23 protein-coding genes are annotated in these 25,078 nt (G+C 65.9%); 14 read left to right on the top strand and 9 right to left on the bottom strand.

Annotated elements, in window-relative coordinates; genetic code table 11:
* Positions 1-115: 115 nt before the first annotated feature.
* The 3 genes from ABWP22_RS02790 to ubiA all read right to left on the bottom strand — a co-directional run bounded on the left by ABWP22_RS02790 (position 116) and on the right by ubiA (position 3,386).
* On the bottom strand, positions 116-946 hold the full coding sequence (locus ABWP22_RS02790; protein WP_353198399.1) for a 3'(2'),5'-bisphosphate nucleotidase CysQ: 831 nt from the start codon (positions 944-946) through the stop codon (positions 116-118).
* A gap of 12 nt (positions 947-958) precedes the next feature.
* Positions 959-2,305, bottom strand: a complete 1,347-nt coding sequence (locus ABWP22_RS02785; protein WP_353198398.1) for a TldD/PmbA family protein — start codon at positions 2,303-2,305, stop codon at positions 959-961.
* Between the two features lie 148 nt (positions 2,306-2,453).
* Positions 2,454-3,386, bottom strand: coding sequence for a 4-hydroxybenzoate octaprenyltransferase (ubiA, locus tag ABWP22_RS02780; protein ID WP_353198397.1), 933 nt, complete (start codon positions 3,384-3,386; stop codon positions 2,454-2,456).
* On the opposite strand from ubiA, the gene ABWP22_RS02775 reads away from it, so the two are divergent.
* Positions 3,375-4,121, top strand: a complete 747-nt coding sequence (locus ABWP22_RS02775; protein ID WP_353198396.1) for a 16S rRNA (uracil(1498)-N(3))-methyltransferase — start codon at positions 3,375-3,377, stop codon at positions 4,119-4,121. The two genes, ubiA and ABWP22_RS02775, sit on opposite strands and share 12 nt — an antisense overlap.
* Here ABWP22_RS02775 and ABWP22_RS02770 read toward each other — a convergent pair.
* Positions 4,109-5,107 carry an NAD(P)H-quinone oxidoreductase gene (locus tag ABWP22_RS02770; protein WP_353198395.1) on the bottom strand — a complete coding sequence of 333 codons (999 nt, stop codon included), beginning with the start codon at positions 5,105-5,107 and terminating at the stop codon, positions 4,109-4,111. The genes ABWP22_RS02775 and ABWP22_RS02770 overlap by 13 nt on opposite strands.
* A gap of 164 nt (positions 5,108-5,271) precedes the next feature.
* On the opposite strand from ABWP22_RS02770, the gene ABWP22_RS02765 reads away from it, so the two are divergent.
* Positions 5,272-5,469, top strand: a complete 198-nt coding sequence (locus tag ABWP22_RS02765) for a DUF1192 family protein (RefSeq protein ID WP_353198394.1) — start codon at positions 5,272-5,274, stop codon at positions 5,467-5,469.
* Positions 5,470-5,472: 3 nt separating this feature from the next.
* Here the strand turns inward: ABWP22_RS02765 and ABWP22_RS02760 are convergent, their stop codons facing one another.
* On the bottom strand, positions 5,473-6,444 hold the full coding sequence (locus ABWP22_RS02760; RefSeq protein WP_353198393.1) for a lipid A deacylase LpxR family protein: 972 nt from the start codon (positions 6,442-6,444) through the stop codon (positions 5,473-5,475).
* A gap of 79 nt (positions 6,445-6,523) precedes the next feature.
* Here ABWP22_RS02760 and ABWP22_RS02755 point away from each other — a divergent pair, with 79 nt between their 5' ends.
* The 4 genes from ABWP22_RS02755 (at position 6,524) to ABWP22_RS02740 (ending at position 10,721) form a co-directional block, all read left to right on the top strand.
* Positions 6,524-7,459 (top strand): aminotransferase class IV, encoded by a 936-nt coding sequence (locus ABWP22_RS02755; RefSeq protein ID WP_353198392.1) that lies wholly within the window; start codon positions 6,524-6,526, stop codon positions 7,457-7,459.
* A gap of 2 nt (positions 7,460-7,461) precedes the next feature.
* On the top strand, positions 7,462-8,208 hold the full coding sequence (locus ABWP22_RS02750; RefSeq protein WP_353198425.1) for a sulfotransferase-like domain-containing protein: 747 nt from the start codon (positions 7,462-7,464) through the stop codon (positions 8,206-8,208).
* A gap of 112 nt (positions 8,209-8,320) precedes the next feature.
* Positions 8,321-9,418: an acyl-CoA dehydrogenase family protein gene (locus ABWP22_RS02745; protein ID WP_353198391.1), complete on the top strand. Its 1,098-nt coding sequence runs from the start codon at positions 8,321-8,323 to the stop codon at positions 9,416-9,418.
* A gap of 76 nt (positions 9,419-9,494) precedes the next feature.
* A complete protein-coding gene (locus ABWP22_RS02740; RefSeq protein ID WP_353198390.1) occupies positions 9,495-10,721 on the top strand; it encodes an acyl-CoA dehydrogenase family protein in 1,227 nt (408 codons plus the stop codon).
* 18 nt (positions 10,722-10,739) lie between these two features.
* Here ABWP22_RS02740 and ABWP22_RS02735 read toward each other — a convergent pair whose 3' ends face one another.
* Positions 10,740-11,519 (bottom strand): phosphatase PAP2 family protein, encoded by a 780-nt coding sequence (locus ABWP22_RS02735; protein ID WP_353198389.1) that lies wholly within the window; start codon positions 11,517-11,519, stop codon positions 10,740-10,742.
* Between the two features lie 403 nt (positions 11,520-11,922).
* On the opposite strand from ABWP22_RS02735, the gene clpA reads away from it, so the two are divergent.
* On the top strand, positions 11,923-14,271 hold the full coding sequence (clpA, locus tag ABWP22_RS02730) for an ATP-dependent Clp protease ATP-binding subunit ClpA (protein ID WP_353198388.1): 2,349 nt from the start codon (positions 11,923-11,925) through the stop codon (positions 14,269-14,271).
* Between the two features lie 72 nt (positions 14,272-14,343).
* Here the strand turns inward: clpA and ABWP22_RS02725 are convergent, their stop codons facing one another.
* Positions 14,344-16,620 (bottom strand): TonB-dependent receptor family protein, encoded by a 2,277-nt coding sequence (locus ABWP22_RS02725; RefSeq protein ID WP_353198387.1) that lies wholly within the window; start codon positions 16,618-16,620, stop codon positions 14,344-14,346.
* A 309-nt stretch (positions 16,621-16,929) separates the two neighbouring features.
* Here ABWP22_RS02725 and ABWP22_RS02720 point away from each other — a divergent pair, with 309 nt between their 5' ends.
* Entirely contained in the window at positions 16,930-17,103 is a 174-nt protein-coding gene (locus tag ABWP22_RS02720) for a hypothetical protein (protein ID WP_353198386.1), read from the top strand.
* A gap of 9 nt (positions 17,104-17,112) precedes the next feature.
* Here the strand turns inward: ABWP22_RS02720 and ABWP22_RS02715 are convergent, their stop codons facing one another.
* A complete protein-coding gene (locus ABWP22_RS02715) occupies positions 17,113-17,694 on the bottom strand; it encodes a regulatory protein RecX (RefSeq protein WP_353198385.1) in 582 nt (193 codons plus the stop codon).
* A gap of 121 nt (positions 17,695-17,815) precedes the next feature.
* On the opposite strand from ABWP22_RS02715, the gene ABWP22_RS02710 reads away from it, so the two are divergent.
* Both ABWP22_RS02710 and ABWP22_RS02705 read left to right on the top strand, forming a co-directional pair.
* A complete protein-coding gene (locus ABWP22_RS02710) occupies positions 17,816-19,570 on the top strand; it encodes a fatty acyl-AMP ligase (protein ID WP_353198384.1) in 1,755 nt (584 codons plus the stop codon).
* 35 nt (positions 19,571-19,605) lie between these two features.
* Positions 19,606-20,523 carry an NAD-dependent epimerase/dehydratase family protein gene (locus ABWP22_RS02705; protein ID WP_353198383.1) on the top strand — a complete coding sequence of 306 codons (918 nt, stop codon included), beginning with the start codon at positions 19,606-19,608 and terminating at the stop codon, positions 20,521-20,523.
* On the opposite strand, the gene ABWP22_RS02700 is transcribed toward ABWP22_RS02705, so the two are convergent.
* Positions 20,520-21,161, bottom strand: a complete 642-nt coding sequence (locus tag ABWP22_RS02700; protein WP_353198382.1) for a Pycsar system effector family protein — start codon at positions 21,159-21,161, stop codon at positions 20,520-20,522. The genes ABWP22_RS02705 and ABWP22_RS02700 overlap by 4 nt on opposite strands.
* A 9-nt stretch (positions 21,162-21,170) precedes the next feature.
* Between ABWP22_RS02700 and ABWP22_RS02695 the strand changes: the two genes are divergently transcribed.
* The 4 genes from ABWP22_RS02695 to lptG all read left to right on the top strand — a co-directional run bounded on the left by ABWP22_RS02695 (position 21,171) and on the right by lptG (position 25,070).
* The gene (locus ABWP22_RS02695) at positions 21,171-21,422 is read left to right on the top strand and encodes an acyl carrier protein (RefSeq protein WP_353198381.1); all 252 of its coding nucleotides are present in this window, start codon (positions 21,171-21,173) and stop codon (positions 21,420-21,422) included.
* A 2-nt stretch (positions 21,423-21,424) separates the two neighbouring features.
* Positions 21,425-22,639, top strand: coding sequence for a serine palmitoyltransferase (gene spt, locus ABWP22_RS02690; RefSeq protein ID WP_353198380.1), 1,215 nt, complete (start codon positions 21,425-21,427; stop codon positions 22,637-22,639).
* 101 nt (positions 22,640-22,740) lie between these two features.
* On the top strand, positions 22,741-23,973 hold the full coding sequence (locus tag ABWP22_RS02685; protein ID WP_353198379.1) for an LptF/LptG family permease: 1,233 nt from the start codon (positions 22,741-22,743) through the stop codon (positions 23,971-23,973).
* Between the two features lie 8 nt (positions 23,974-23,981).
* Complete coding sequence (lptG, locus tag ABWP22_RS02680) at positions 23,982-25,070, top strand: LPS export ABC transporter permease LptG (protein ID WP_353198378.1); 1,089 nt, start codon at positions 23,982-23,984, stop codon at positions 25,068-25,070.
* The last annotated feature ends 8 nt before the right edge of the window (positions 25,071-25,078 follow it).

The following is a 25,078-nucleotide window of genomic DNA, read 5'->3' as shown; positions in this document are numbered from 1 at the left end:
CCCTCCAAAACAGGACAGAAGTGAATCATATCAGCAGAATAATGCAACGATCCCCCCTCAGGGGAGGTGGCGCCGAAGGCGACGGAGGGGTGGCGCCAGGCCCAAACTCAGTCGCTCACGCCGCGCTCTTCCTTCGCGCCGCAAACAGCTTCAGCGCATGGTCCAACCGGGTCAGCACCTCGCCATGCAGCGCCGGGGTTGCCGCTGCGATGCCGTGGATGATCGGGGAAGGCCGGTTGAAGGCCAGCGGCGCGCCGTGGCGGTCGGTGGCCAGGCCGCCGGCTTCGGACAGGATCAGGCTGCTTGCCGCGACATCCCATTCGGCGATGCTGCGCCCTTCCAGCCAGGCGTCGGCCTCGTCGGCGGCGATCATCGCCATGCGCAGCGCCAGGCTGTTCGGCTTGGCGACGATGCGGCCGGGCCAGGGGCTGGGCCAATAGCTGGCGGCCAGATTTGCCGCATCGATCGGCAGGCGCACGCCATCCAATGTGGGCAGGCCCGAAACGCGCAAGGCGCGGCCGTTCAGCACGGCGCCGCCGCCCAGGCTGGCGGCATAGAGGCGTTTTTGTGCCGGCGCGTTCAGCACGGCGACCGTCACCGCGCCATCCTCCACCAGCGCCACCGACACCGCCCAACCGGTGCGGCCGCGCAGGAAATCGCGGGTGCCATCGATGGGATCGACCACCCACACCCGGCGCTTGGCCAAGCGCGCGGCGCTGTCGGCACATTCTTCCGACAGCCAGCCGTCCGCCGGCCGCGCCGCAGCGATCACGCCTTTCAGAAACTGGTTCACCGCCAGATCGGCGGCGCTCACCGGGCTGCCGTCGGCCTTGTCCCAATATTCAAGCTGCTTGGCCGGGCTCTGGCCGAAATGCGCCATGGCGATATCGCCGGCGTCCGAAGCGATTTCGGCGGCGAGCGCCAGATCGGCGCTGCGGTCATCCATGATGCGTCCGCTTCAACTGCCGGCCACGGTCATGCCATCCACCCGCAGCGTTGGCGCGTTGCTGGCATGGCGGAAATGCAGATCATTGGCGGCGGCCAGATTCCGGAACATGGCGACCAGATTGCCGGCGATGGTGATTTCCGCCACCGGACGGGTGATCTCACCATTTTCGATCAGGAAGCCGCTGGCGCCCCGGCTGTAATCGCCGGTCAGGCCGTTGACGCCCATGCCGATCAATTCGGTGACATAGATGCCCTGCTTGATATCGGCGATCAGTTCGGCCGGCGTGACCGTGCCGCCTTCCAGATGCAGGTTGCTGGTGCCGGCACCGGGCGGCCCGGAGGTGCCGCGGCTGGCATGGCCGGTGGGCGCCAGGCCCAATTGCCGGGCGGAGGCCGAATCCATCAACCAGTTGGTGAGCACGCCCTGCGCGATGATCGCCGTGCGGTGCGCCGGCAGCCCCTCACCATCAAAGGCGCGGCTGCGAAGCCCGCGCGGGCGCAATGGATCATCGATGAGGCTCAAGGCCGTGGGCAAGATGGCCTGACCAAGCCTGTCCTTGAGGAAACTCGTGCCGCGCGCAATGGCGCTGCCGGTGATCGCACCCACCAGATGGCCAAGCAGCGAGGCCGATACGCGGGGATCGAACACCACCGGCATGGCCGCCGACGCCAGCTTCAGCGGGTTCAGCCGCGCCACGGCGCGTTCCCCGGCGCGACGGCCAATGGCTTCGGCCGATTCGACATCCGCAAGATAGCGCGCGCTGTGCCAGGCATAATCGCGCTGCATGTCGCCGCCGGTGCCGGCCAGCACCGAGGCCGACAGGCCATGGCTGGTCGAGCGCTTGCCGCCGCGAAAACCGGTGGAGGTCGCCAGTGCGGTGACCACCAGCCCGGCCGACGCGCCGCCGCCTTCGCTGTTGGTGACGCCAGGAACGCTGCGCGCTGCATCCTCGGCTGCCGTTGCCCGCTCCTTCAGTTCGGCGGCGCTGATTTCGGTGGCATCGTGAATATCGAGATCGGGCAGGAGGCCGGTGGCCAGCAGATCGGCCGGCGCCAGGCCGGCATAGGGGTCTTCCGGGGCGAGGCGGGCCATGGCGACGGCGCGTTCGGCGGCTTCGCGCAACGCGGGAATCGTGAGATCGGAGGAGGAGACACTGGCCGAGCGGCTGCCGACAAAGACGCGGATGCCGATCTCCTCGCCTTCGGCGCGGCCGATATCCTCCAGCTTGCCGAGTCGCACGGACACGGAGGTGGCGCCGTCGCCGACATACATGGCGTCCGCTGCATCGGCGCCGGCCCCGCGGGCGGCGGCAAGGGCGGCATCAAGGCGGATCAGGGCATCATCGGGATTGAGCATGATGATGAGATAGGCAGTGGCCGCCGCACTGTCACGGCCTATTCACGCGCAACGTTGCCGCGTGTGTGGCAGAGAGCATGGGCGCCCGCCAGCGCCGGATCGAGATGAGCGCGGGGCTGGGTCCAACCCGGTCCAGCCCCGCAGCCCTTCAGGCCAGCCCCACCGCCGCGCAAGCCGCGACCCAGAGCGCACCGGCGGCACGATTGCTGCGAAACAGGTGCAAGGCGATGGCGGGATCGGTGGCGCGCAATTTGGCCACCTGCCAGGCAAAATGCGCCGCCAGGGGCAGCAAGGCCACGACGGCCAGCCCTGCATTGGCCGCGGAATACAGCGCAAACGCCCACAGGGTCAGCGCGCTTGCATAAAAGATTGCCACCCCGGCGCGTGCGCGCCTGCCCAGCGCCCGGGCCGAGCTCTTGATGCCGGCGAGCGCGTCATCCTCCAGATCCTGCAGCGCGTAAATCGTGTCATAGCCCAGAGTCCAGGCGATGCCGCCGGCCCACAGCAGCAGCATCGGCAGCGACGGGTCTGCCACCGCCGTCCAGCCGACCAGCGCCCCCCAATTGAAGGTGAGGCCCAGCCAGGCCTGCGGCCACCAGGTGATGCGCTTCATGAACGGATAGGCGGCAACCGGGATCAGACTGGCCAACGCGACGAGCTGCGCAAGGCCGCGCAGTTGCAGCAGGACCAGCAATCCGATCAACGACAAGGCCACCGCAAAGGCCATCGCCGCCTTCACGCTGACCCGGCCACTGGCCACCGGGCGGTCACGGGTGCGTTCCACCTGGGCATCGAGATCGCGATCGACGATATCGTTCCACACACAACCGGCGCCGCGCATGGCGATGCTGCCGATGCCGAACCAGGCGATCAGTTCGGGATGGTGCGCGATGCCACCCGACAGCGCCAGGCCGGCAATGCACGGCCAGAACAACAGCCAGGTGCCCGCCGGGCGATCAAGCCGCGCCAGCCGGGCATAAAGCTGCGCACGCTGCGGCAGCCGGTCGATCCAGCCCTTGACGGCATCGGGCGTTGCGTTGGCAGAGGCAGGCGGCGTAACCACGGCGCCATGAACGAACATGCGCCCGCCTTGTCAACGCCCAGCTTGTCGTCAACGCCGCGGCTGCATGTGGCGCAGCCGCTGGCGGCCGGCGCTGCGGTGACGTTGGAGGGCGGGCAGGCGCATTATCTGGGCAGCGTGATGCGCCGGCAGCCGGGCGACTGGGTGCGGCTGTTCAACGGCCACGACGGCGAATGGGCCGCGCAGGTCACCAATGTTGCAAAGCGGTCGATCACGCTCAATCTCGGTCACCAGAGCGGCCGCCAAGAGATCGTGCCCGATCTGTGGCTGTGCGCAGCTCCCTTGAAGAAGGGCCGCATCGACTGGCTGGCGGAAAAGGCCTGCGAGCTCGGGGTGGCGCGGCTGCTGCTGGTGACGACGCAGCGCACGGTGGTGGACAAGCCCAATCTCGATCGCCTGGCCGCCCATATGGTGGAAGCCGCCGAACAATGCGGGCGCACCAGCGTACCGGACATCGCCGCCCCGGTGTCGCTGGAACGCCTGCTGCGCGACTGGCCAAGCGACCGTGCGCTGATCTTTGCCGATGAAACCGGCGGCGCGCCGCTGGCCGAAACCAAAGCGCCAGCGCCGGCCGCAATCCTGATCGGCCCGGAAGGCGGCTTCACACCAGCGGAACGCGCAGGGATCCGCGCCTGTCCGCAGGGCGTGGCCGTCAGCCTTGGCCCACGAATCTTGCGCGCCGACACTGCGGCCGTGGCCGCCATTGCGGTCTGGCAGGCGATTCAGGGCATTTGAAGCACGATCTTGCCGACATGCGTGCCGGCCTCCATCCGCGCATGGGCGGCGGCGGCCTCGGCGAGCGGCAACACCATGTCGGTAACGGCAAGCAGGCGCCCGGCTTCGAAGGCCGGCCAGATCGCCCCCTCCAGCGTTTCGGCAATCGCGGTCTTGAAGGCGATGGACCGTGGGCGCAGGGTTGAACCGGTCAGGGTCAGGCGCTTGCGCATCACAATGCTCAGATTGATCTCCGCACTGAGGCCGCGCTGGAAGGCGATGGACAGGTGGCGGGCATCATCGGCCATGCAGGCCAGATTCTTCGGCACATAATCGCCGCCGACCATATCAAGCACGAGGTCCACGCCGCGCCCGCCGGTAAAGGCCAGGGTTTCGGCGGCGAAATCCTGCGTCCGATAATTGATGGCATGGGCGGCGCCATGTTGGCGGGCGGCGGCGCATTTTTCATCGCTGCCGCAGGTGGCGATCGCCGTCAGCCCGATTTCCTGCGCCAGTTGCAGCGCCGTGATGCCGATGCCGCTGGTGCCGCCGTGGATCAGGATGCTTTCCCCGGCGCGCGCGTGGCCGCGGTCCATCACGTTCGACCAGACGGTGAACCAGGTTTCCGGCAGGCCGGCGGCATCCACCATCGCCATGCCGGCGGGCACCGCCAGGCATTGGCCCGCTGGCGCCGTGCAATATTCGGCATAACCGCCGCCCGCCACCAGCGCGCAGACGGCGTCGCCGATGCGCCAGCGCGTCACCTCGTCGCCCACGGCCACCACGGTACCGGCGATTTCCAGCCCCAATATGCTCGGTGTGCCCGGCGGCATCGGATACAGGCCGAGCCGCTGCAACACATCGGGGCGATTGACGCCGGCCGCTGCCACCTTCACCAGCACCTCGGCTGGCCCCGGTTGCGGCACCGGGCGGGTGACGGGCACCAGCACCTCCGGCCCGCCGGGCGCTGCGGGATCGATGGCGGTCATGGTGGTTGGGATGGTCATGCCGACGAACATGGCAGGGACAGGGCCTCGGCGGCAAGACCAGTTTCATCTTTCGACCTGCGGGTGATCGCCCGGTTCGTGTCGGCCATGCTTGCATCATGCCAGCGCAGCGCAGCCGCCACAGCGATTGACAGTGCCGGCCGTGGCGCGGCAGCGTGGCGGCCATGTTCGATGACAATGATCTGCCGAAACGCAAAGCCGATGTGATCGCCGATCTGGCGCGCGAGGATCTCGACCGCTTGTCGATCGCGGAGCTGGATGCCCGCATCGCCGCGCTGGAAGCGGAACTGGCGCGCAGCCGCACCAAGCGTGCCGGCGCCGCCGATTTTCGCGCTGCCGCCGATTCGCTGTTCCGCAAATAGCCGCTAGAGCCTGACCGCCACGACCAGGCTGCCATAGCGGTGGATGCCGCGCTGGCCGGTGAATTCGCGGCTGCGCCAGTTGTGCAGATAGGAAATCTGCGCGCCGCGCCAACGGGCGACCAGGCCCGCGCGGGCCTCACCCACCAGCGTTTCCCGCACCGCACCGCGGCCATCGGTGAAGCTGTTGCCATCGATGAACAGATTGCGCGCCACCACGCGGCCATCGATTCCGGCCACCAGATGCAGCGTCAAGCGCCGCGATCGGGGCAGGCCCGGCACACCCGATTGCACCGGATCGATGGCACCGGGCAGCAGATCGCCCAGCCCGGCGCCGATGCGCAAGGTGGCGCCGGCTTCGGCATGGATATGGACATTGCCCAGCGCCGCGCCGGCGTGCGGTGTCAGATCAAACTGCCGCCCACCGAACCGCCAGCCCCGCCGCCAGGCCAGGTTCACCGCTGGCTCGGTGCCCAACTGGCTGCCCCAGCCCAAGGGTTTGGTGAAACCGCCGATGCGGTGCACCAGCCGCTGCGCTTCGCCAGACAGCGCTGCCGGCCCGATAATGCCCAGGGTCAGCGTGAGTTGATCGATGCGCTGCGCGCCAGCATCGGCACGCGGCGCGATGGCGGTATAGCCCATGGTCAGCGCCGTGATGCCGGCATAGGGCCGATCGCCCGGGGCCGGCCGCAACCGATTGATGCGGAAGGGCACGAACATCAATTGGGCCAGGCCGGTTTCGGGAATCAAGGCGGCACCCGGCGCAAAGATCGGCATCCGGTCCAGCCCGAGGCCGCCCCAGAATGGCCGGCTGCCGGGGCTGCCGCGCAGCGCAAAGCGGGTGCCGTGCGTATAATATCGATCGGTGGGCTGATAGCTGAACCGGTCATTGTCCAGGGCCAGGGCCAGCACCGGGCGATCCTCGCTGGCCGCTGCCGGCGCCGCCAGCAACAGGGCCAGCCCGATCATCCTGTTCATGGCAATTCCGATCCGTGCGACAGCTTGCCATGGCGATATCGACAGGACAATTGAAGGCTACAACACCGGCGGAGGCATTATGGCCCAAGGCACGCATGATTTCATTCCCGATCCGCGCAACGAAACCATCCTGATCAATGTGAACGGCCAGTTGCTGCGCCGCGCCGATGCGATGGTCAGCGTGTTCGATTCGGGCTTCATGCTGGGCGACGGCGTGTGGGAAGGCCTGCGCGTGCATGCGGGGCGCGTCGCCTTTCTGGATCAGCATCTCGATCGGCTGTGGGAAGGCGCCAAGGCGATCTTCATGGATATCGGCATCAGCCGTACCGAACTGGAACGGCGGCTGCATGAAACGATCGATGCCAACGGCATGACTGCCTGCCATGTGCGCCTGATGGTGACACGGGGCCTGCGATCCACCCCCTATCAGGATCCGCGCGTGGTGGTATCGCCCGCCACCATCGTCATCATTGCCGAGCACAAGGACCCGTTGCCCGCCACCATCGAACGCGGCATCCGCCTCGCCACCGTGCATGTGCGCCGCGGCCATCCGGACGTGCAGGATCCCAAGCTGAACAGCCACAGCAAATTGAACTGCATCACCGCCTGCATCCAGGCCACCCAGGCCGGCGCCGACGAGGCGCTGATGCTCGATCCGCACGGCTTTGTCGCCACCTGCAATTCGACGCATTTCTTCATCGTCAAACGCAATCGGCGCGGGGTGGACGAAGTGTGGACCAGCAGCGGCGATTACTGCCTGGCCGGCATCACCCGCGGCAATGTGATCGCGCTGTGCGAGGATCATGGCGTCCCGGTGTTCCAGCGCAATTTCTCGCTGACCGACGTCTATTCGGCTGATGAGGCGTTCGTGACCGGCACCTTTGCCGGGGTGGTGCCGGTGACCAGCATCGACGGCCGCAAACTCACCGACGCGCGCGGGCCGATGGTGGAACGCTTGCAGGGCCTGTATCGCGCGCTGATCGAGGCGGACGTGGCGCGCCGGGGCCGGCCGTGACGATGCGGATTGCCCAGCCCCTTCGCATTGCCCAGCCTCTTCGCATTGCAATGTGGTCCGGCCCGCGCAATCTTTCGACGGCGATGATGCGCAGTTTCGGCAGCCGCGCCGACACTATTGTCAGCGACGAGCCCTATTACGGCGCCTATCTGCAACAGACCGGCGATGATCACCCGATGGCGGCCGAGGTGATGGCCAGCATGGACTGCGATTGGCACAGCGTCACGACGGCGCTGTCCGGGCCATGCGACCGGCCGATCTGGTATCAGAAGCATATGGTGCATCACATGGTCGGCCCGGTGGCGCTGGCCGACCTGACCGGGTTTCGCCACGCCTTCCTGATCCGCGCGCCGGAACGGGTGATCGCCAGCTATACCGAGAAGCGCGAGACGGTGACCGCGGCCGATCTGGGCTATGAAGTGCAACGCGACTGGTTCGACCGCGAGGCCGATCGGCTCGGTCGCGCGCCGCCGGTGGTCGATTCGGCCGATGTGCTGGCGGACCCTGCCGGCACATTGTCCCGCTTGTGTGCGGCGCTGGGTATCCCATTTGATCCGGCCATGCTTGGCTGGCCTGCAGGGCCGCGCAGCACCGATGGCGTGTGGGCCCCGCACTGGTATGGCCGGGTGCTGGCCTCCACCGGCTTTGATGGCCGGGAAGGGCCGTTGCCCGGGCTGACGGGGGAGCAGGGGCGGGTGCGCGATGCGTGCCGGCCGCATTACGAACATCTTGCGGCGTTCAAATTCTAGCCGTCACCCCGGCGAGCGCTTGTCATGTGGGCGCACCGGGTCAAAAGCGACAGGTTGCCGAAGGCCGGCGCGCGCGTAATCTCCGCCGCAACCAGAGTACCGGAGACCCCCCATGAATTTCGATTTTTCCGACGAAGCCAAGGCGCTGGGCGATCAGGCGACACGATTGTTCGCCGAGAAGGCCGGCACCGGGCCGGCGCGCAAGGCGATGGCGGCCGACGCGCCGGCCATGGACGCTGCGCTGTGGGCCGAAATCGCCGAACTCGGCTGGACCGCGGCGCGCGTGCCGGAGGAACATGGTGGCCTGGGCCTGACCATCGAGGAAACTGCGCAATTGGCGCAGGCCGCCGGCGGCGCGCTGGCGCATGTGCCGCTGGTCTCCACCCTACTGGCCACCGAGGCGCTGGTGCTGGCCGGTTCGGCCGAACAGCAGGCCAAGTGGCTGCCCGGCATTGCCAGCGGCGCCGTGATCGCCACGGTGGCGTGGAGCGAGCCGGGCGCGGTGAACCCGGCGACGGTGAAGACCGCCGCGAGCAGCAACGGCCTGACCGGCGTGAAGCAGCCGGTGCCTGATCTGGCGGTGGCGCATCTGGCCATCGTGGTCGCCGCCGGCGCCGATGGCCCGTCGCTGTATCTGGTCGATCTGGAGGATGCCGGCACGGCTGCGGTGGAAACGCTCGATCTGGTGCGCCGCCATGGCACACTCACGCTGAACAACACGAAGGCTGAGGCGCTGGGCGATTCCGGCACGTACCAGGATTGGCTGGACCGTGCGGCGGTGATCCTCGCCTATGAAGCCATCGGCACCGCCGCCGCCGCCATGGCGATGAGCGTGGAATATGCCAAGACCCGCGTCGCCTTCGGCCAGAAGATCGGCCGTTATCAGTCGGTCAAGCACAAGTGTGCAGACATGTATATCAAGCTGGAGCTGGCCCGCGCCCACGCGCTGCACGGCCTGGCCATGATCGGCACCAACGGCGCCGAACTGCGCCAGGCCGCCGCCGCGGCACGCGTCGCCAGCCTGGATGCGCTGGCCTTCTGCGCCGAAGAAAATGTCCAGCTGCACGGCGGCATCGGCTTCACTTGGGAAAGCGACTGCCAGTTTTTTTATCGCCGCAATCGCACCTTGGTGTCGGCACTGGGCCCGCGCGGCTGGTGGGCGGAGCGGCTGGTGCGCGCGCTGGAGCAGCGCAACCGCCCAGCGGCTTGAGGTTTGGCGTGACGTTTCGCGCGCTCGACACGGGCGCGCTGCCTGATCGAAGATACCCAGCAACGGGAGAGTGACCATGGATTTCAACGACAATGCCCACGAAGCCGAATTTCGCGCCAAGGTGCGCGCCTGGCTGGAAGACGCCGCCGCCGATTATCGCGAGCCGCCGCCGGAAGGCATGAAGCTGCCGGAATTCATCGCGCGGTCAAAGGCCTGGCAGGCGAAGAAGCACGCCGCTGGCTATACCGGGATCACCTGGCCCACCATGTTTGGCGGCCAGGGCCTGACGCCGATGCATTCGATCATCTATGGCCAGGAAGAAAGCCGCTTCCACGTGCCGTCGGGCCTGTATTCGATCGGGCTGGGCATGTGCATCCCCACCGTCTTCACCCATGGCCAGCCCGACGCCATCCAGCGCTATGTGCCCAAGGCGCTGCTGGGTGAGGAAGTCTGGTGCCAGTTGTTCTCCGAACCCGCCGCAGGCTCCGATCTGGCCGGCATCCGCACCAAGGCGGTGCGGGATGGCGATGAATGGGTGATCGATGGCCAGAAGGTGTGGACCAGCTTTGCCCACGCCTCCGATTTCGGCATCGTCGTGACCCGCACCGATCCCAGCTTGCCCAAGCACAAGGGCCTGACCATGTTCATTGTCGACATGAAGGCGCCGGGCGTGACGGTGAAGGGCATCAAGCAGATGTCCGGCGGCAGCGATTTCAACGAAGTCTTCTTCGACGGCGTGCGCGTGAAGGACACGCACCGGCTGGGCGCGGTGGGCGATGGCTGGAAGGTGGCGCTGACCACGCTGATGCACGAGCGCCTCGCCGTGGGCGGCAAGCCACGTTATGCGCCGGGCTATGAAACGCTGATCAAGCTGGCCAAGGGCGTCGATGCGCCCGACGGCAATCCGGCCATTGCCGCGAGCGACGTTCGCCAGAAGATCGCCCAGACCTATATCAACGATCAGGGCATCAAGCTGACCCAGATGCGCGCGCTGTCGGCGCTGTCCAAGGGCCAGGTGCCGGGGCCGGAACAGTCGATTTCCAAGGTGGTGGTGGCCAAGACCATGCAGGATCTGGCCAGCTTCGCGCTCGACATGGCCGGCGGCGATGGCTTTGTGGCCGGCGCCGATGCCGATCCGGAACTGGCCAAGTTGCAGGGCAGCTATATCGGTTCGGCCGGCTTGCGCATTGCCGGCGGCACCGATGAAATCCTGCGCAACATCATCGCCGAACGCGTGCTCGGCCTGCCCGGCGACATGCGGCCGGACAAGGACACGCCGTTCAACCAGGCGGTGCCGGCCTGACCCTTGTTGCCCGGCGATTCACGTCGCCGGGCAGCCTTCCGGCACCGGCGCCAGCGTCAATTCCGCCTTCGCCTTCAACAGATCGGCCTTGTAATCGGCGGTATCGGCGATCTGCTGATAAAGCGCCGTCGCCATCAGCCGGCCGCCGGTGACGTCTGATGCCCAGTGTACCCGGCAGGCGATGCGCAGATCGCCGGTGGCCTTGCCGAATTTCAGCACCTCGGCGCTGCGTTCGGCGCGCACATCGGCCAGGATCAGCCCCCACAACCAGCCGACACCGGCATGGCCCGACGGATAGGCAAAGCCCAGCCGCTTGCCGCCATCGACGGCGGATTCCGGATCGCAGGCCTTGCCCCGATCTGTGGTGAACGGCCGTGGCCGCTTGTAATAGTCCTTGGCCGCCGTGACCGCGCGGGACAGATCGGCACCGGCGCGGATCAGCAAGGTCATGGTGGCGGGGGTCGCCTTATAATTGATCGTGGCCCCCACCGCGCAGGCCACCGCCTTTTGATATTCGGCGCTGCCGATGCCGAGCTGGCCCTGCGCCTTGCGCCATTCCGGGCCGCCGATGCCGCGCCGGCTGTCGCGATACAGATAGTGATCGGCCTTGGCTTCGCTGCTGCCGGCATCGGGCGGCGGCGGCAGCAGGCGTAGCAGCGACAGCAGCGGCCGATCCGCGACATAGCCGGGCAGCGGCAGCGGCGTGGCGGGCGCGGCCTGCACCGTCATGGCTTGCGGCGCAGGCTGTGCGGCCAGTGGGGCTGCGGCCAGCAGCAGAACGGAAAAACAGGGTCGCATGATGGTCTCCAATGGGCGCCATCATGGCCCGCCCGCCGCGTCGGCGCAAACCGGTTCAGCAATTGGAGGGCGCCGCCGCCCCGGCCAGTCCGGCCTTTGCCTTGCGAAGATCGACCCTGTCGGCCGGCGTGGCCAGGTTCAACGTGCAAATCATGCCCGCCAATTGCGCAGCATGATGCTGCATCACCGGCTGACGTCGCCAGGTTCAATTTCCAGCGGTCGCGGTCAAATGATCAGTACATCCCCACCTGTGCGTCGATGCCACATACAATAATCGTAGGGTGGGCCGTTTGCCCCTTGATGTTTGCCAGTGCGAGGCAGACATTCCCCAGAGGCCGAGCAACAGGCCCGGCCGGCAAACGGTGCGTCTTCGTCCCACGAAGGCGGCGCCCCGGAGAATTTGATGCCTTCGTTCACGCGCGAACTCGAAAAGACCCTGCACAATGCGCTGGCCGAAGCTGCCCGACGCACCCATGAATACGCCACGCTGGAACATCTGCTGCTGGCGCTGACCACCGACAATCACGCCGCCCAGGTGATGAAGGCCTGCAATGTCGAGCTGGAAGAACTGCAGAGCCAGTTGATCCGCTATCTGGATACCGAGCTGTCGGCCCTGAAGGCTGATTCCAGCGTCGATCCGTCGCCCACCGCCGGGTTCCAGCGCGTGGTGCAGCGCGCCATCCTGCACGTCCAGTCGAGCGGCCGCGAGGAAGTGACCGGTGCCAACGTGCTGGTCGCGCTGTTTTCCGAACGCGAAAGCCATGCCGTGTTCTTCCTGCAGCAGCAGGACATGACCCGCCTGGATGCGGTGAGCTTCATCAGCCACGGCATTGCCAAGTCCGGCCAGTCCGAAGCCAAGCCGCCGAAGGGTTCGGCCGGCGGCAATGAACGCGAGGAGCCGGAGGAAAAGCCGGCCAAGGCCGAGAAGGCCGACAAAAAGGGCAATGAAAGCGCCCTCAAGCAATTCACGGTCAATTTGAATGAGAAGGCCAAGCTGGGCAAGGTCGATCCGCTGATCGGCCGCGGCCCAGAGGTTGATCGCACCATCCAGATCCTGTGCCGGCGTTCGAAGAACAACCCGCTCTATGTCGGTGATCCCGGCGTCGGCAAGACGGCGATTGCCGAAGGCCTGGCGCGCAAGATCGTCGAAGGCCAGGTGCCCGACGTGCTGCTGCCGGCGGTGATCTACAGCCTCGACATGGGCGCGCTGCTGGCCGGCACCCGCTATCGCGGCGATTTCGAGGAGCGGCTGAAGAATGTCGTGAACGAGCTGGAAAAGCTGCCGCATGCCGTGCTGTTCATCGACGAAATCCACACCGTGATCGGCGCCGGCGCCACGAGCGGCGGGGCCATGGACGCCTCCAACCTGCTGAAGCCGGCGCTGTCTTCGGGCGCGATCCGTTGCATCGGTTCGACCACCTACAAGGAGTTCCGCAACCATTTCGAAAAGGATCGCGCCCTGCTGCGCCGGTTCCAGAAGATCGACGTGAACGAGCCGAGCGTGGAGGATGCCATCAAGATCCTGATGGGGCTGCGCGCCAGCTATGAAGAGCATCACAAGCTGAAATACACGCCCGACGCCATCAAGGCGGCGGTCGAGCTTTCGGCGCGCTACATCAATGATCGCAAATTGCCCGACAAGGCCATCGATGTGATCGACGAGACCGGCGCTTCGCAGATGCTGCTGCCGGAAAATCGTCGCCGCAAGGTGATCGGCGTGAAGGAAGTGGAAGCGGTGATTGCCACCATGGCACGCATTCCGCCGAAGAGCGTTTCCAGCGATGACAAGGCGCAACTCGCCACGCTGGAAGCTGATCTGAAGCGGGTGGTGTTCGGCCAGGATGCCGCCATCGACAAGCTGGCCAGCGCCATAAAGCTGGCCCGCGCCGGCCTGCGCGAGGCCAACAAGCCGATCGGCAGTTATTTGTTCAGCGGCCCGACCGGCGTCGGCAAGACCGAAGTCGCCAAGCAGCTGGCGCATATCCTGGGCATCCCGCTCACCCGCTTCGACATGTCGGAGTATATGGAGCGGCATTCGGTCAGCCGGCTGATCGGGGCGCCTCCGGGCTATGTCGGGTTCGATCAGGGTGGCCTGCTCACCGATGCCGTCGATCAACAGCCGCATTCGGTGCTGCTGCTCGACGAGATCGAGAAGGCCCACCCGGATCTGTTCAACATCCTGCTGCAGGTGATGGACAACGGCAAATTGACCGACCACCACGGCAAGACGGTCGATTTCCGCAACATCATCCTGATCATGACCACCAACGCCGGCGCGGCCGACATGGCCCGCGAAGGCATCGGTTTCGGTTCGACCAACCGCATCGGGGAGGACGAGGAAGCGATCAAGAAGATGTTCAGCCCCGAATTCCGCAACCGCCTGGATGCGATCGTGCCATTCGCCTATCTGCCGCCATCGGTGGTGGCGATGGTGATCGACAAGTTCGTGCTGCAACTGGAAGTGCAGCTCGCCGATCGCGACGTGCACATCAGCCTGACCGAAGACGCCAAGGCCTGGCTGATCGAGCGCGGCTATGATCGGCTCTATGGCGCCCGCCCGATGGGCCGCCTGATCCAGGAGAAGATCAAGCAGCCGCTGGCCGAGGAACTGCTGTTCGGCAAGCTGGTCGGCGGCGGCGAAGTGCGCGTGCACATGAAGGACAATGAACTGGCCTTCGAGATCGTGTCGGCGGTGAAGAAGCCCAAGGCCAAGAAAGCGCCCAAGGCGTTGCCGGCCCCGAATGAAGCCTGATCACCAAGCCTGATCAACCCGAAAACGAAAAAGCGGGCGGTGCCATCTTGCGCCGCCCGTTTTTCGTGAGCGTCAGTAACGCACGGTCACGCCGCCTTGCAGCATGAACGGCTGGCCGGGCAGCGCGCCGCGGGCACGATCGATCACGAACAGCCGACCCGTCAGATTGCGCGCCGAGACAAAGACCTCCCATTTGCCCTGCGGCGGACCATAGGCGAGCGCGACGTTCAACTGCGCCCAGCCGCCGATGCGACCCCGCTGGCCATCGGGCGTCACCGGAATCAGGTTCACATCGTCGGCAAACATCGAAGATTGGCCAACCAGCTCGACCTGGCCGGTGAAGCCCCGGTGTTCGACCCCGACCGCGCCGGTGACCAGCCATTCCGGCGCGTAAGGCAGGCGGTTGCCGCGCACATCGCGGGCCTGGCCGCAGGGCACCGGTCCCGATCCGGTGAGCACCGGCGTGCCGGGGGTCGCGCCGTCAAAGCAGGGCGCAATGCCGATGCGCGTGCCGCTGTAGCGCGCATCGGCAACCCAGGTGGTGGCCAGCCGGGCATAAAGATCCGTCTCGGCACCGGTCCAGCCGGCGTCGCGTGACGACAGGGTGAGCGAGACTTCGCCGCCACGGTGCAAGGTGCGCCCCGCCGACGTCAGCGTCGTGCCGACACCGCCGGCCACCGATTGCGGCACGATCTGGTTGGAAAAATCCATGACAAAGAAGGTCGCGTCGGCCTTCAGGCCCTTGATCAGGCTGCCGCGTACCCCGGCTTCCCAGTTCCAGCTCAGCTCGGCATCCAGATCGACCCCGCCGCCGGTGGCCGTGATGATGTCCTCGACCCGCGGCGGTGCAAAGCCGCGATGCACCCCGCCATACAGCGTCACCGACTTGGCGACGTCCCAGGTGACGCCGACTCCCGGCAAAAGCTTGTCGACACTTTGGCGGGCGCTGCTTGGCGCGGTCTGGGCGCCGGTGGGGCGACCCCCGGCGATCACATCCAGCGGCAAATTGCGCCGTTCATAATCGATGAATTCGCCGCGCAGGCCAGGAATGATGGCCACCGGGCCGAATTCCAGCCGCGACTGCACGAACGCCGAGAAGGCCGATGCGTCGCGTTCATTGTTCTCGCGCACGCCGCCGTTGACGCCGATGCCGGGCGTGCGGGCCGTGGGCGTGTCGCCATTCCATTGGCGCCGGCGCTGACGCTCCTCGTGGAACCGCACCCCGAATTCGGTTTCGCCGCCAATGCCCAGACCAAGCAGGTCGTGATCGAGGCTGACCCGGCTTTCCACGCCCCATGTATCGTAATCGCGCAGCCGGCCTTCGTTGCCGCAGGTCGTGGCCAGATTGGCAAGGCCGCCGCAGGCCGGGTCGCTGGAATCGTTGGGGCGCTGGCCGCTGTTCGACGATTGCCGCCACCAGTCGCGGGTGAAGTGATGATAATAGGCTGTGGTCTTCAATGTCGCGGCGTCGGCCAATCGCCAGCGGTGCGACAGCGTGGCGTTCAGGCGCGCGGCCTGGAAATCATCGTTCACGAACGCATTGCCGCGCGGATCGGCGGCAAATTCGGCGCGGGTCAGGCCGGAATAGCTGACCTGGCTGTCTTCGCGGAATCGCGAGAGCTTCAGCGTCAGGCCATGATCGGCGCCCAGTTCCCAGCTGCCTTTCAGGAAGATGTCGGTGAAGCGCAGGTGCTGGTTGTCGCGGTTGCCGTCGGTCTGCTTGTGGTTGACATGCAGCAGCAGGCCGCCACCGAGCGCGCGGCCGCCGACAACCGCGTCCACATTCGCCGTATCGCGATTGCCGACACTACCGGTGACGCGCGCGGTGAAGGCCTCCGGCGCGTCGGGGGTGATATAGTTGATCACCCCGCCGATCGTCTGCGGTCCGAACCGGACCTGGGCGGCACCCTTCAACACTTCGATGCGACGGAACCGCTCGATGGGCGGGTGATAGTAACTTGCATTGTCGCCATAGGGTGCGAAGCCGAGCGGAATACCGTCTTCCAGCAGCAACACCTTGGTGGACCGCACCGGATTGAGGCCACGGATGCCGATGTTCGGCCGGGCACCGGCGCCTTCTTCATCGCGTGGAAACACGCCGGCGACCTGGCGCAGGGCGTCGTTGACGGTGAACACCCGGCTGCGCTGAAGATCGGTTTCACTGACCAGCGCGGTGGAGCCGGCGATGCGGCCGGCGCGGATCGCATCCCCCACCACGATGATTTCGGCATCGGGAGCAATCGCATCGGCGGTATCGGCGGCCGATGCGATCACCAGGGATGCGACTGGCGCGGCCGCACAGACGGGTGCAGCGAGCGCCGTGGCACCGGCCAAAGCCAAGCGACGCAAGCGCCTTGTGAACAGGGCGGTTTTTGCCAAACCAGCATATGTCACCTGCACGCCAGATTTCCTTACTGCAAATCATTCGCAATCTCCTTAGCAATCGGCGTCCCGCTAATCAATATTGCAAATCATTCCTAAGTGCAGTTTCCGAGGCGGCCCTCAGCCCCGTTCATGCGTCGCTCAGAATATGGCCGGCATAGGATCGGTGGTTGCGGTCGCACGCTTGGACGGGTGTGGCCGCAACGATCGGGGCAATTCGGGCGAAAGACGACCGGGAGCGGGGCGATGGTGAACGGGTGGACAGCGCAGCTTGGCATGGCGCTGCTGGTGATCGCGGCAATTGTTGCAGCGCAGCCGCGCCTGCATCTGGCGCTGGAAGATCAAGGCGACCCACGACCCCGCCAGTTCGCCCTCTCTGGCGAAATCATGGGCCAGGCGCTGGGCCTGGTGATCAGTTGGTCAACGGGCGACCGTCGACAACTGCATTGAGGCCATTGTTCAGCCTGGCTCATCCACGCTGAGGGCTTCGGCGGCGGCCACGGACCCGGCGGCGAGCACGCGCCGGGCCACATCAAGGCTGTGGCCGGCGCGCAGCATCGCCGCCAGCGCCTTCTGGCGCAGTTTCTGATCATCACTGACGGTGCGGGCAAAGGGGCCCAACCGCTTGCGCCGCGCGAAGGCGACCGCAATTTCCAGCGCCTGCGGTGCATCAGGCCCGTCACCGCGATCATCGGGCGCCACCCCGGCCGCCGCAAGCGCTTCGGCTACGCGCCGCGACCCCAGCCCGCGCGCCGCCATGGCGCGGCCCTTCATCGCCGCGAAGGCCGCATCATCCACATAGCCCAGCGCAGCCAGCCGATCGATCAGCGCCGCAACATCGGCCGGTTCTGATCCGGCCCAGCCGCGCGCCTTCAGCTTGCGCGCCAGATAGCGCGCCAGCTTGGCCCGCGTGGTGGCAAAGCGCGCCGCATAGCCCAGCGCGAGATCGTTCAGGCGGGCCTGATCGAGCGGCGGCGGCTCTTGCCGTACCCGCGCTTTCGTCGGCTTTGGTGGCCTGCTGCTGTCACTTTCACCCTGCATGCCACGTTCCTGCCACTTTCGGGCCGGAATTTGAACGCCCCGTTGTGCAACAGCCATAGTGTAGAAATTTGCCGTCCTCTGCCAGACGGGTCGCTTCAGGCAGAGTGGAAGGGAGAAAATCATGGCTGAAACAGCACCGCAAGGCGCGCTGCGCTCCACCCCAACCGATGATGGCCGGCCGATGCGCAACGCCGATTTCGGCACGCTGGTGGAGGCATTGGATTATGCCGCCCAGGGGCTGAAAGGCTTTAACTTCCACGATGCCCGCGCCGATCTGGTGCGCGTTTACCCCTATTCCGAACTGGCCGCCGATGCCCGCCGCCATGCCATGCACTTCATTGCCGAGGGCGTACAGCCGGGGGACCGCATCGCCCTGATCGCCGAAACCGGTGCTGATTTCATAGCGGCTTTTTTCGGCGCCGTGTGTGCCGGCGCCTTGCCAGTGCCGCTGCCGCTGCCTACCAGCTTTGGCGGGCGTGAGGCTTATGTTGGTCAGATCCGCGTGCAATTGACCAGCTGCGATCCGGTTATGGTGCTGTCGCCATCCGGCCTGTTCCCGATGGTGGCCGAATCCGCTGCCGGCCTTTGCGCCGCGCACGATTGGTCGATCCGGTTTCAGGGCGATGCCCCGGTGGTGGCGCTGCCGCAGGCCAATCCGGGCGATGTCGCCTATCTGCAATATTCGTCGGGTTCCACCCGCTTCCCGCACGGCGTTGCCGTCACCCACGAAGCCCTGCTCGCCAATCTGGCTGGCCATGGCATCATGATGAAGGTGGGCGAAGGCGATCGCGGCGTGAGCTGGCTGCCCTGGTATCACGACATGGGCCTGGTGGGCTGCGTGCTGTCGCCGCTGGCCAACCAGATGTCGGTGGATTTCCTCGCCACCGAAGATTTCGCCCGCCGGCCGCTGTCGTGGCTCACGCTGATCAGCCGCAACAAGGATGCAACGCTCAGCTATTCCCCCACCTTTGGCTACGACATCTGCGCCCGCCGCATTTCGCCGTCGATTCCGGTCGCTGAACGCTATGACCTGTCGCGCTGGCGGCTGGCCGGCAACGGGGCCGACATGATCCGCCCTGAAGTGATGCAGGCCTTTGTCGACATCTTCGCGCCGGCCGGGTTCAAGGCATCGGCCTTCCTGCCCAGCTATGGCCTGGCCGAAGCCACGCTGGCGGTCACCATCATGCCGGTGGGCGAAGGCATTCAGTGCGACCTGATCGACGAGCGCACCCTGTCGGGCGCCACGGAACCGCGCGCCGATCATCGCTTGCCCACCCGGTATCGCGCCATCGTCAATTGCGGCAAGGCCATGCCCGGCCTGACCATCGAAGTGCGCGGCGAACAGGGCCAATTGCTGCCCGAACGCAAGATCGGCCGGGTGTTCGTGCGTGGCCTGGGCGTGATGGCCGGCTATTTCCGCGATCCCGAAGCCACGGCGGCAGCGCTCTCGCCCGATGGTTGGCTGGACACCGGCGACATGGCTTATCTGAAGGACGGCTCGCTCTACATCGTCGGCCGCGCCAAGGACATGATCATCATCAACGGCAAGAATCACTGGCCACAGGATATCGAGTGGGCGATCGAGCAATTGCCCGGCTTCAAGGCCGGCGACATCGCCGCCTTTTCGATCACCACGCCGTCGGGTGAAGAGGCTCCCGCCGTGCTGGTGCAGTGCCGCACCAGCGACAATGACGAGCGCCTCAAGCTGCGCGACGCGATCCGCACCAAGGTGAAGGCGATCACCGGCATGAGCTGCGTGGTGGAACTGGTGCCGCCGCGCACACTGCCGCGCACCTCTTCGGGCAAGCTGTCCCGCTCGAAGGCGCGTCTGCAATATCTGTCGGGCGAAATTCAGCCCTTCGAGGTCGCGGCTTGAACCAGCCCGCCCCCCCGCGATGCGCCGCAGGGGAGGTGATCGCCATCACCGGTGCCACCGGGTTCGTCGGCAGCCGCGTGGCGGCGCTGGCCGGGCAGCCCGTGCGCGCGCTCACCCGCCGGCCGCGCGCCGCGCAGGCCGGCATTGAATGGGTGGTCGGCGATCTGGACGATGGCGCGGCGTTGGCCCGTCTGTGTGCAGGCGCATCCGCGGTGATCCACATTGCCGGCGTGGTGAATGCGGCCGATGCGGCCGGGTTCCGGTCAGGCAATGTCAGCGGCACCGGCAATGTGCTGGCGGCCGCAACGGGCGCAGGCGTGACGCGATTTGTGCAGGTCTCCAGCCTGGCAGCGCGAGAACCCGGTCTGTCGCTTTATGGTGCTTCGAAAGCGGAAGGCGATGCACGGGTGATGGCAAGTGGGCTGGATTGGGTGATCGTGCGCCCGCCCGGCGTCTATGGGCCGGGTGATACCGAGATGCTGGAGATTTTCCAGGCCGCCGCCTGGGGGTTGGGACTGGCCCCCGGTGGGCCGGATGCGCGGATCAGCCTGATCCACGTCGATGATCTGGCGCGGGCGTTGCTGGCGCTGGCCGAGGGCGGTCCGGTGCACCAGATCCTGGAGCTTGATGACGGCATGGGAGATCGCGGCGGGTACAGCCACAAGGAATTTGCCGGATTGATCGCGGCGGCATTGGGACGCCGTGTGTGGACGCTGCCAATTGCGCCGTCTGTGCTGATGGCCGGCGCCGTTGTGGCAACGCTGGTGGCCAGGCTGCAGGGGCGCCTGCCCAAGCTCAGCCGTGACCGGGCGCGTTACCTGGCGCATCCGGACTGGGTGGCGCGCGGCGGCAATGCCCGGCTTGCCGGCCGCTGGGTGCCGCAGATCGACGCACCCGACGGGCTGGCGGCGACCATCGCCCATGCCCGCAGCCAGGGGCAGTTCACGGCCTAGGTTGCAAACTCGATCAGCAACGCGGCCAGCGTCAGCACGATCCCCAGGATGAAAATCCGGTAGGCATAGCCGAGGAACCGATATTTCTTTGTCTTCAGCACCAGCCCCTGCTGATGCACATCGCGCAGCATAGCCTGATAGATTGATTCGTCATCGCCCATGATCGTGCGCATCTGCGCCTGGAATTCCATTTCCGACAATTCGGCAAAGACACCGAAAAACAGCATGTTGGGCTCGAACCCAGGCGCCACGATCTTGGTTGGTGAGCGACCGAAGGCCGGCACCACGGCCAGCATGCAGCACAGGGCGGCGAGGAAAGCAGAGACCGATAGGATCAGCATGGGCGGCTGCAGATTGACCAGCGTGCCGTTGCGCACCACCAGCGCCAGCATCACCGAGCACACGCCCAGCAGCATGTTGGCCTTCTGGTCAGCCATGGCCGACAGGGACGTGTGCTGCTGCTGCATCGTGCGCAGCAGATAGATGGAGTGACCATGGGGCTTCGGCAACGCGTCGTTCATGGTGCCAATAATAGCATTATCATGACGGATTGATTGCAGCGATTGACGTGTGTGGCCTGCGGGCCCGGATTGCCCCCATTTGGCCACACAGTGGTGCAATAGGGCGGCAACCAACACGGAGCCCTTATGACCGACCGCGCCAGCGTTTATGCCCGCATCATAGAATTGATCGAGCCCTTGAACGCCAAGAAGATCGCCCTGGCCGAATCCACCAGCTTTGCCGGCGACATGGAAATGGATTCCCTGACGGTGATGGATCTGGTCGCCAGCATGGAAGACGAATGGGACATCATGATCCCGTTGAACATGCTGCCCGATCTGGAAACCATCGGGCAGGTTGCCGATGCGGTGCACGGCCTGGTTGTGAAGAAGGGCTGATCATGATCGATCTGTTGGCAAAATATGATCCGTTGATCGCCGAGCATGCCGGCCTGCTGGCCACCGGCGTCCGCGACCCGTTCGGCATCGTGATGGAGCAGGTGCTGTCTCCCACCGAGGCCATCATCAAGGGGCGGCATACCATCCTGCTGGGCACCTACAATTACATGGGGATGACGTTCGATCCCGATGTGATCGCCGCCGGGCATGTCGCCTTGCGCGATTTCGGCGCCGGCACCACCGGCAGCCGTGTGCTGAACGGCACGTATCAGACGCACAAGTTGTGCGAAGACGCGCTGAAGGACTTCTATGGCATGTCCCACGCCATGGTGTTCTCCACCGGCTATCAGGCCAATCTCGGCATGGTCTCCACGCTGGCCGGCAAGGGCGATTTCATCATCCTCGATGCCGACAGCCACGCCAGCATCTATGACGGCTGCAAGATGTCCAATGCCGATATCGTGCGGTTCCGCCACAATGACGCGGTCGATCTGGAAAAGCGGCTGAAGCGCCTGCCGCCGGAGGCCGGCAAGCTGGTCGTGCTGGAAGGCGTCTATTCGATGCTCGGCGACATCGCGCCGCTGCCGGAACTGGTCGCCATCGCCAAGGCACATGGCTGCATGGTGCTGGTTGATGAAGCGCACGGCATGGGCTTTTTCGGCGAGCATGGCCGCGGCGTCTATGAGGAAGCCGGCGTTGCCGACGATGTCGATTTCGTGGTCGGCACCTTTTCCAAATCCGTGGGCACTGTTGGCGGCTTTTGCGTGTCCAACCACCCCAAATTCGAAATCCTGCGCCTGGTCTGCCGGCCCTACACGTTCACGGCGTCGCTGCCGCCCGCCGTGGTTGCCTGCGCCGCCACCTCCATCCGCAAGCTGATGACCGCGCACGACAAGCGTGCCCGGCTATGGGACGCGACGCGGCGCCTGCACGGCGGCCTGAAGACGCGCGGTTTCAAACTGGCCACTGATACGCCGGAAAGCGCCATCGTCTCCGTGCTGATGCCCGATCAGGAAACCACAGCGCGCATGTGGTCCACGCTGATCGAACTGGGCGTGTATGTGAACATGAGCCGGCCGCCGGCGACACCAGCGGGTGTGTTCCTGCTGCGCTGTTCGATCTGCGCGCTGCACCGCGACGATCAGATCGATACGGTGCTGGCACGCTTTGACGAAGCGGCGCAAATCTGCGGCCTGCCGCTGGCCGTGCCCGCCTGACCGACGCCACCCACGTTTTTCCATGACCGGCGCAGGCGGGGCGGCTATAGGCTCTGCATCCGGTCGCCCGCCTGACGCCCGGCAGGGAAGTTTGCTGCGGCGTGATCAAGCGCATTGACCGATATTTGTTCGGCCTGATTCTGGTGCCGTTGATTGGCACTCTTGTCGTGGCCGCCATGCTGCTGGTGCTCGATCGCATGCTGCGGCTGTTCGATTTCGTGGTCAACGAAGGCGGGCCAGTCTCCGTGGTCTGGCGCATGCTGGGCAATCTGCTGCCGGAATATCTGTCGCTGGGCATCCCGATCGGCGTGATGCTGGGGATCTTGCTCGCTTTCCGGCGGCTGGCGATGTCGTCGGAACTGGATTCGCTGCTGGCGGTGGGCGTTTCCTACGGGCGGCTGCTGCGGGTGCCGTTCCTGTTTGCCGTGGTGTTTGCCGTGGTGAATTTCGGCATTGTCGGCTGGCTGCAACCGGTTACCCGCTATGCTTATGAAAATCTGCGGTTCGAATTGCGGTCCGGCGCCTTGGGCGCGTCGATCAAGGTCGGCGAATTTGCCGATCTGGGCGGCGGCATGACCTTGCGGGTGGAGGAATCCCGCAAGGGCGGCGCCGATCTGCGCGGCCTGTTCGTGCGGGCGGTGGCGCGCGACAAGGATGGCAAGATTGGCCAGACCATCGCCGCCACGGCCGCACGCGGCACCTTCCTGGCCACCGACGATCCCGAATATATATTGCTGCGTCTCCAGGACGGCACGCTGGTGCACAGCCCGGCACCGGGATCAACACCGCGGGTGCTGGCCTTTGCCCAGCATGACCTGCCGATCCGGCTGCCGGAAATGGCGGCGTTCCGCAAACGCGGCGAAGGCAATCTGGAGGCCGTGCTGCCCGAATTGCTGCACACCATGCTCCATTCCGAAAGCGCCGCCGAACGCCGCGGCGCCAGCGCCACCTTCCATCGCCGCATCATCCAGTGCCTGGTGATGTTCACCTTGCCCTTCCTGGCGCTGGCGATGGCCGTGCCGCCCAAACGCTCGACATCGGCGCTGGGCGTATTCCTGTCGATCATTGCGCTCGTCACCTTTCACAAGTTCACCGAATATGGCGAGCGCATGGGGCAATTGGGCCGCATCGATCCGGTGCTGGCACAGTGGGTGCCCTTCGTCTTGTTCATGGGCGGCTCGCTCTGGCTTTATCACGTGCTGGGCCGACCGGGTGGCCAACCGATCGGCGCGCTCGATCGCTGGTTCGGCAAGATCACCGCCTTCGTCTCCGGGATTGCCGGCAAGCTGGTCAAGCGGCAACGCTGGTCCGACGACGTGCTGTCGGCTGGGTAACCCTGAACATGGCAATTTTTCCTTCGCGCACCATTGCCTGGTACACGGCACGGATGTTTCTCGTGCGGGTGGCGGCCTTCATGATCGGCCTGACGGTGATCCTGCAGGCGCTCGATCTGTTGTCGGAAAGCGGCAAGGTGCTGGCGGCGCCCGGCAACACCGAGGCCGATCTGTGGCTCTATGTCTCGCTGCGCGCGCCGCAGATCATTCAGTTGTTCCTGCCGTTTTCGGTGCTGTTGGCCACGCTGGTGACCCTGGCGACGCTCAATCAGAACAGCGAGGTGGTGATCTTCAAGGCCGCCGGCCTCTCCGCCCACCATATCCTGGCGCCGCTGATGCTGGCAGCGCTGGGCGTGGCCATCGCCAATTTTGCCTGGAATGAACGCGTAGGCACCAGGGCAAGTGCCACGTTGAAGGCGTGGCAAGACAACGAATTTCGCAAATTGCCGGTGGCCGCAGCCAAACCCGGACAAAGCTGGGTGCGTGGCGGCGATGATCTGTTTCATGCCGAACGGGTGACCGGCCGCGACAATGCCACAAATCTGTCCGGCGTCACCATCTATGACCGGCGCGACAATCGTCTGGTGCAGGTGGTGATGGCCGCCAGTGCCGTGCCGATGCGCGGCGGCTGGCGGCTGGCCGACGTGCGGCTGTTCGATGTGGCCAGCGGCGGGCTGGAAACCCGGCCGCGGCTGGATTTCGCCACCGATGTTGTGCCGCGGCAGTTCACGACGATCAGCATCAATCCCAATTTCATCGCCCTGTGGGATCTGTGGCCGCAAATCAGCGAGCAGCGCGCCGCCGGCAAGCCGACCGACGTGCTGGAGGCGGCAGCCTGGCACAAGATCAGCGGACCACTTTCGGCTGTGCTGATGCCATTGCTCGGCGCAGTGGCGGCCTTTGGGCTGGCGCGATCGGGCAAATTGTTCGTGCGCGCCGTGATCGGCATGGCGCTGGGTTTTGCCTTCTTCGTGGCCGACAATTTCATGCTGGCGATGGGCAATTTCGGCACGGTGCCCCCGGTGATGGCCGCGTGGGCGCCGTTTCTGCTGTTCCTGCTGATCGGCGAAGCCGTGCTGATCCGCACCGAGGAGTGATCGCCGCC

Origin of the sequence: Sandarakinorhabdus sp., from assembly GCF_040398665.1 — a bacterium.
Lineage (GTDB): Bacteria > Pseudomonadota > Alphaproteobacteria > Sphingomonadales > Sphingomonadaceae > Sandarakinorhabdus.
Note: the sequence above shows the minus strand (reverse complement) of the source record. Positions and strands in the feature narration are given on the sequence as shown.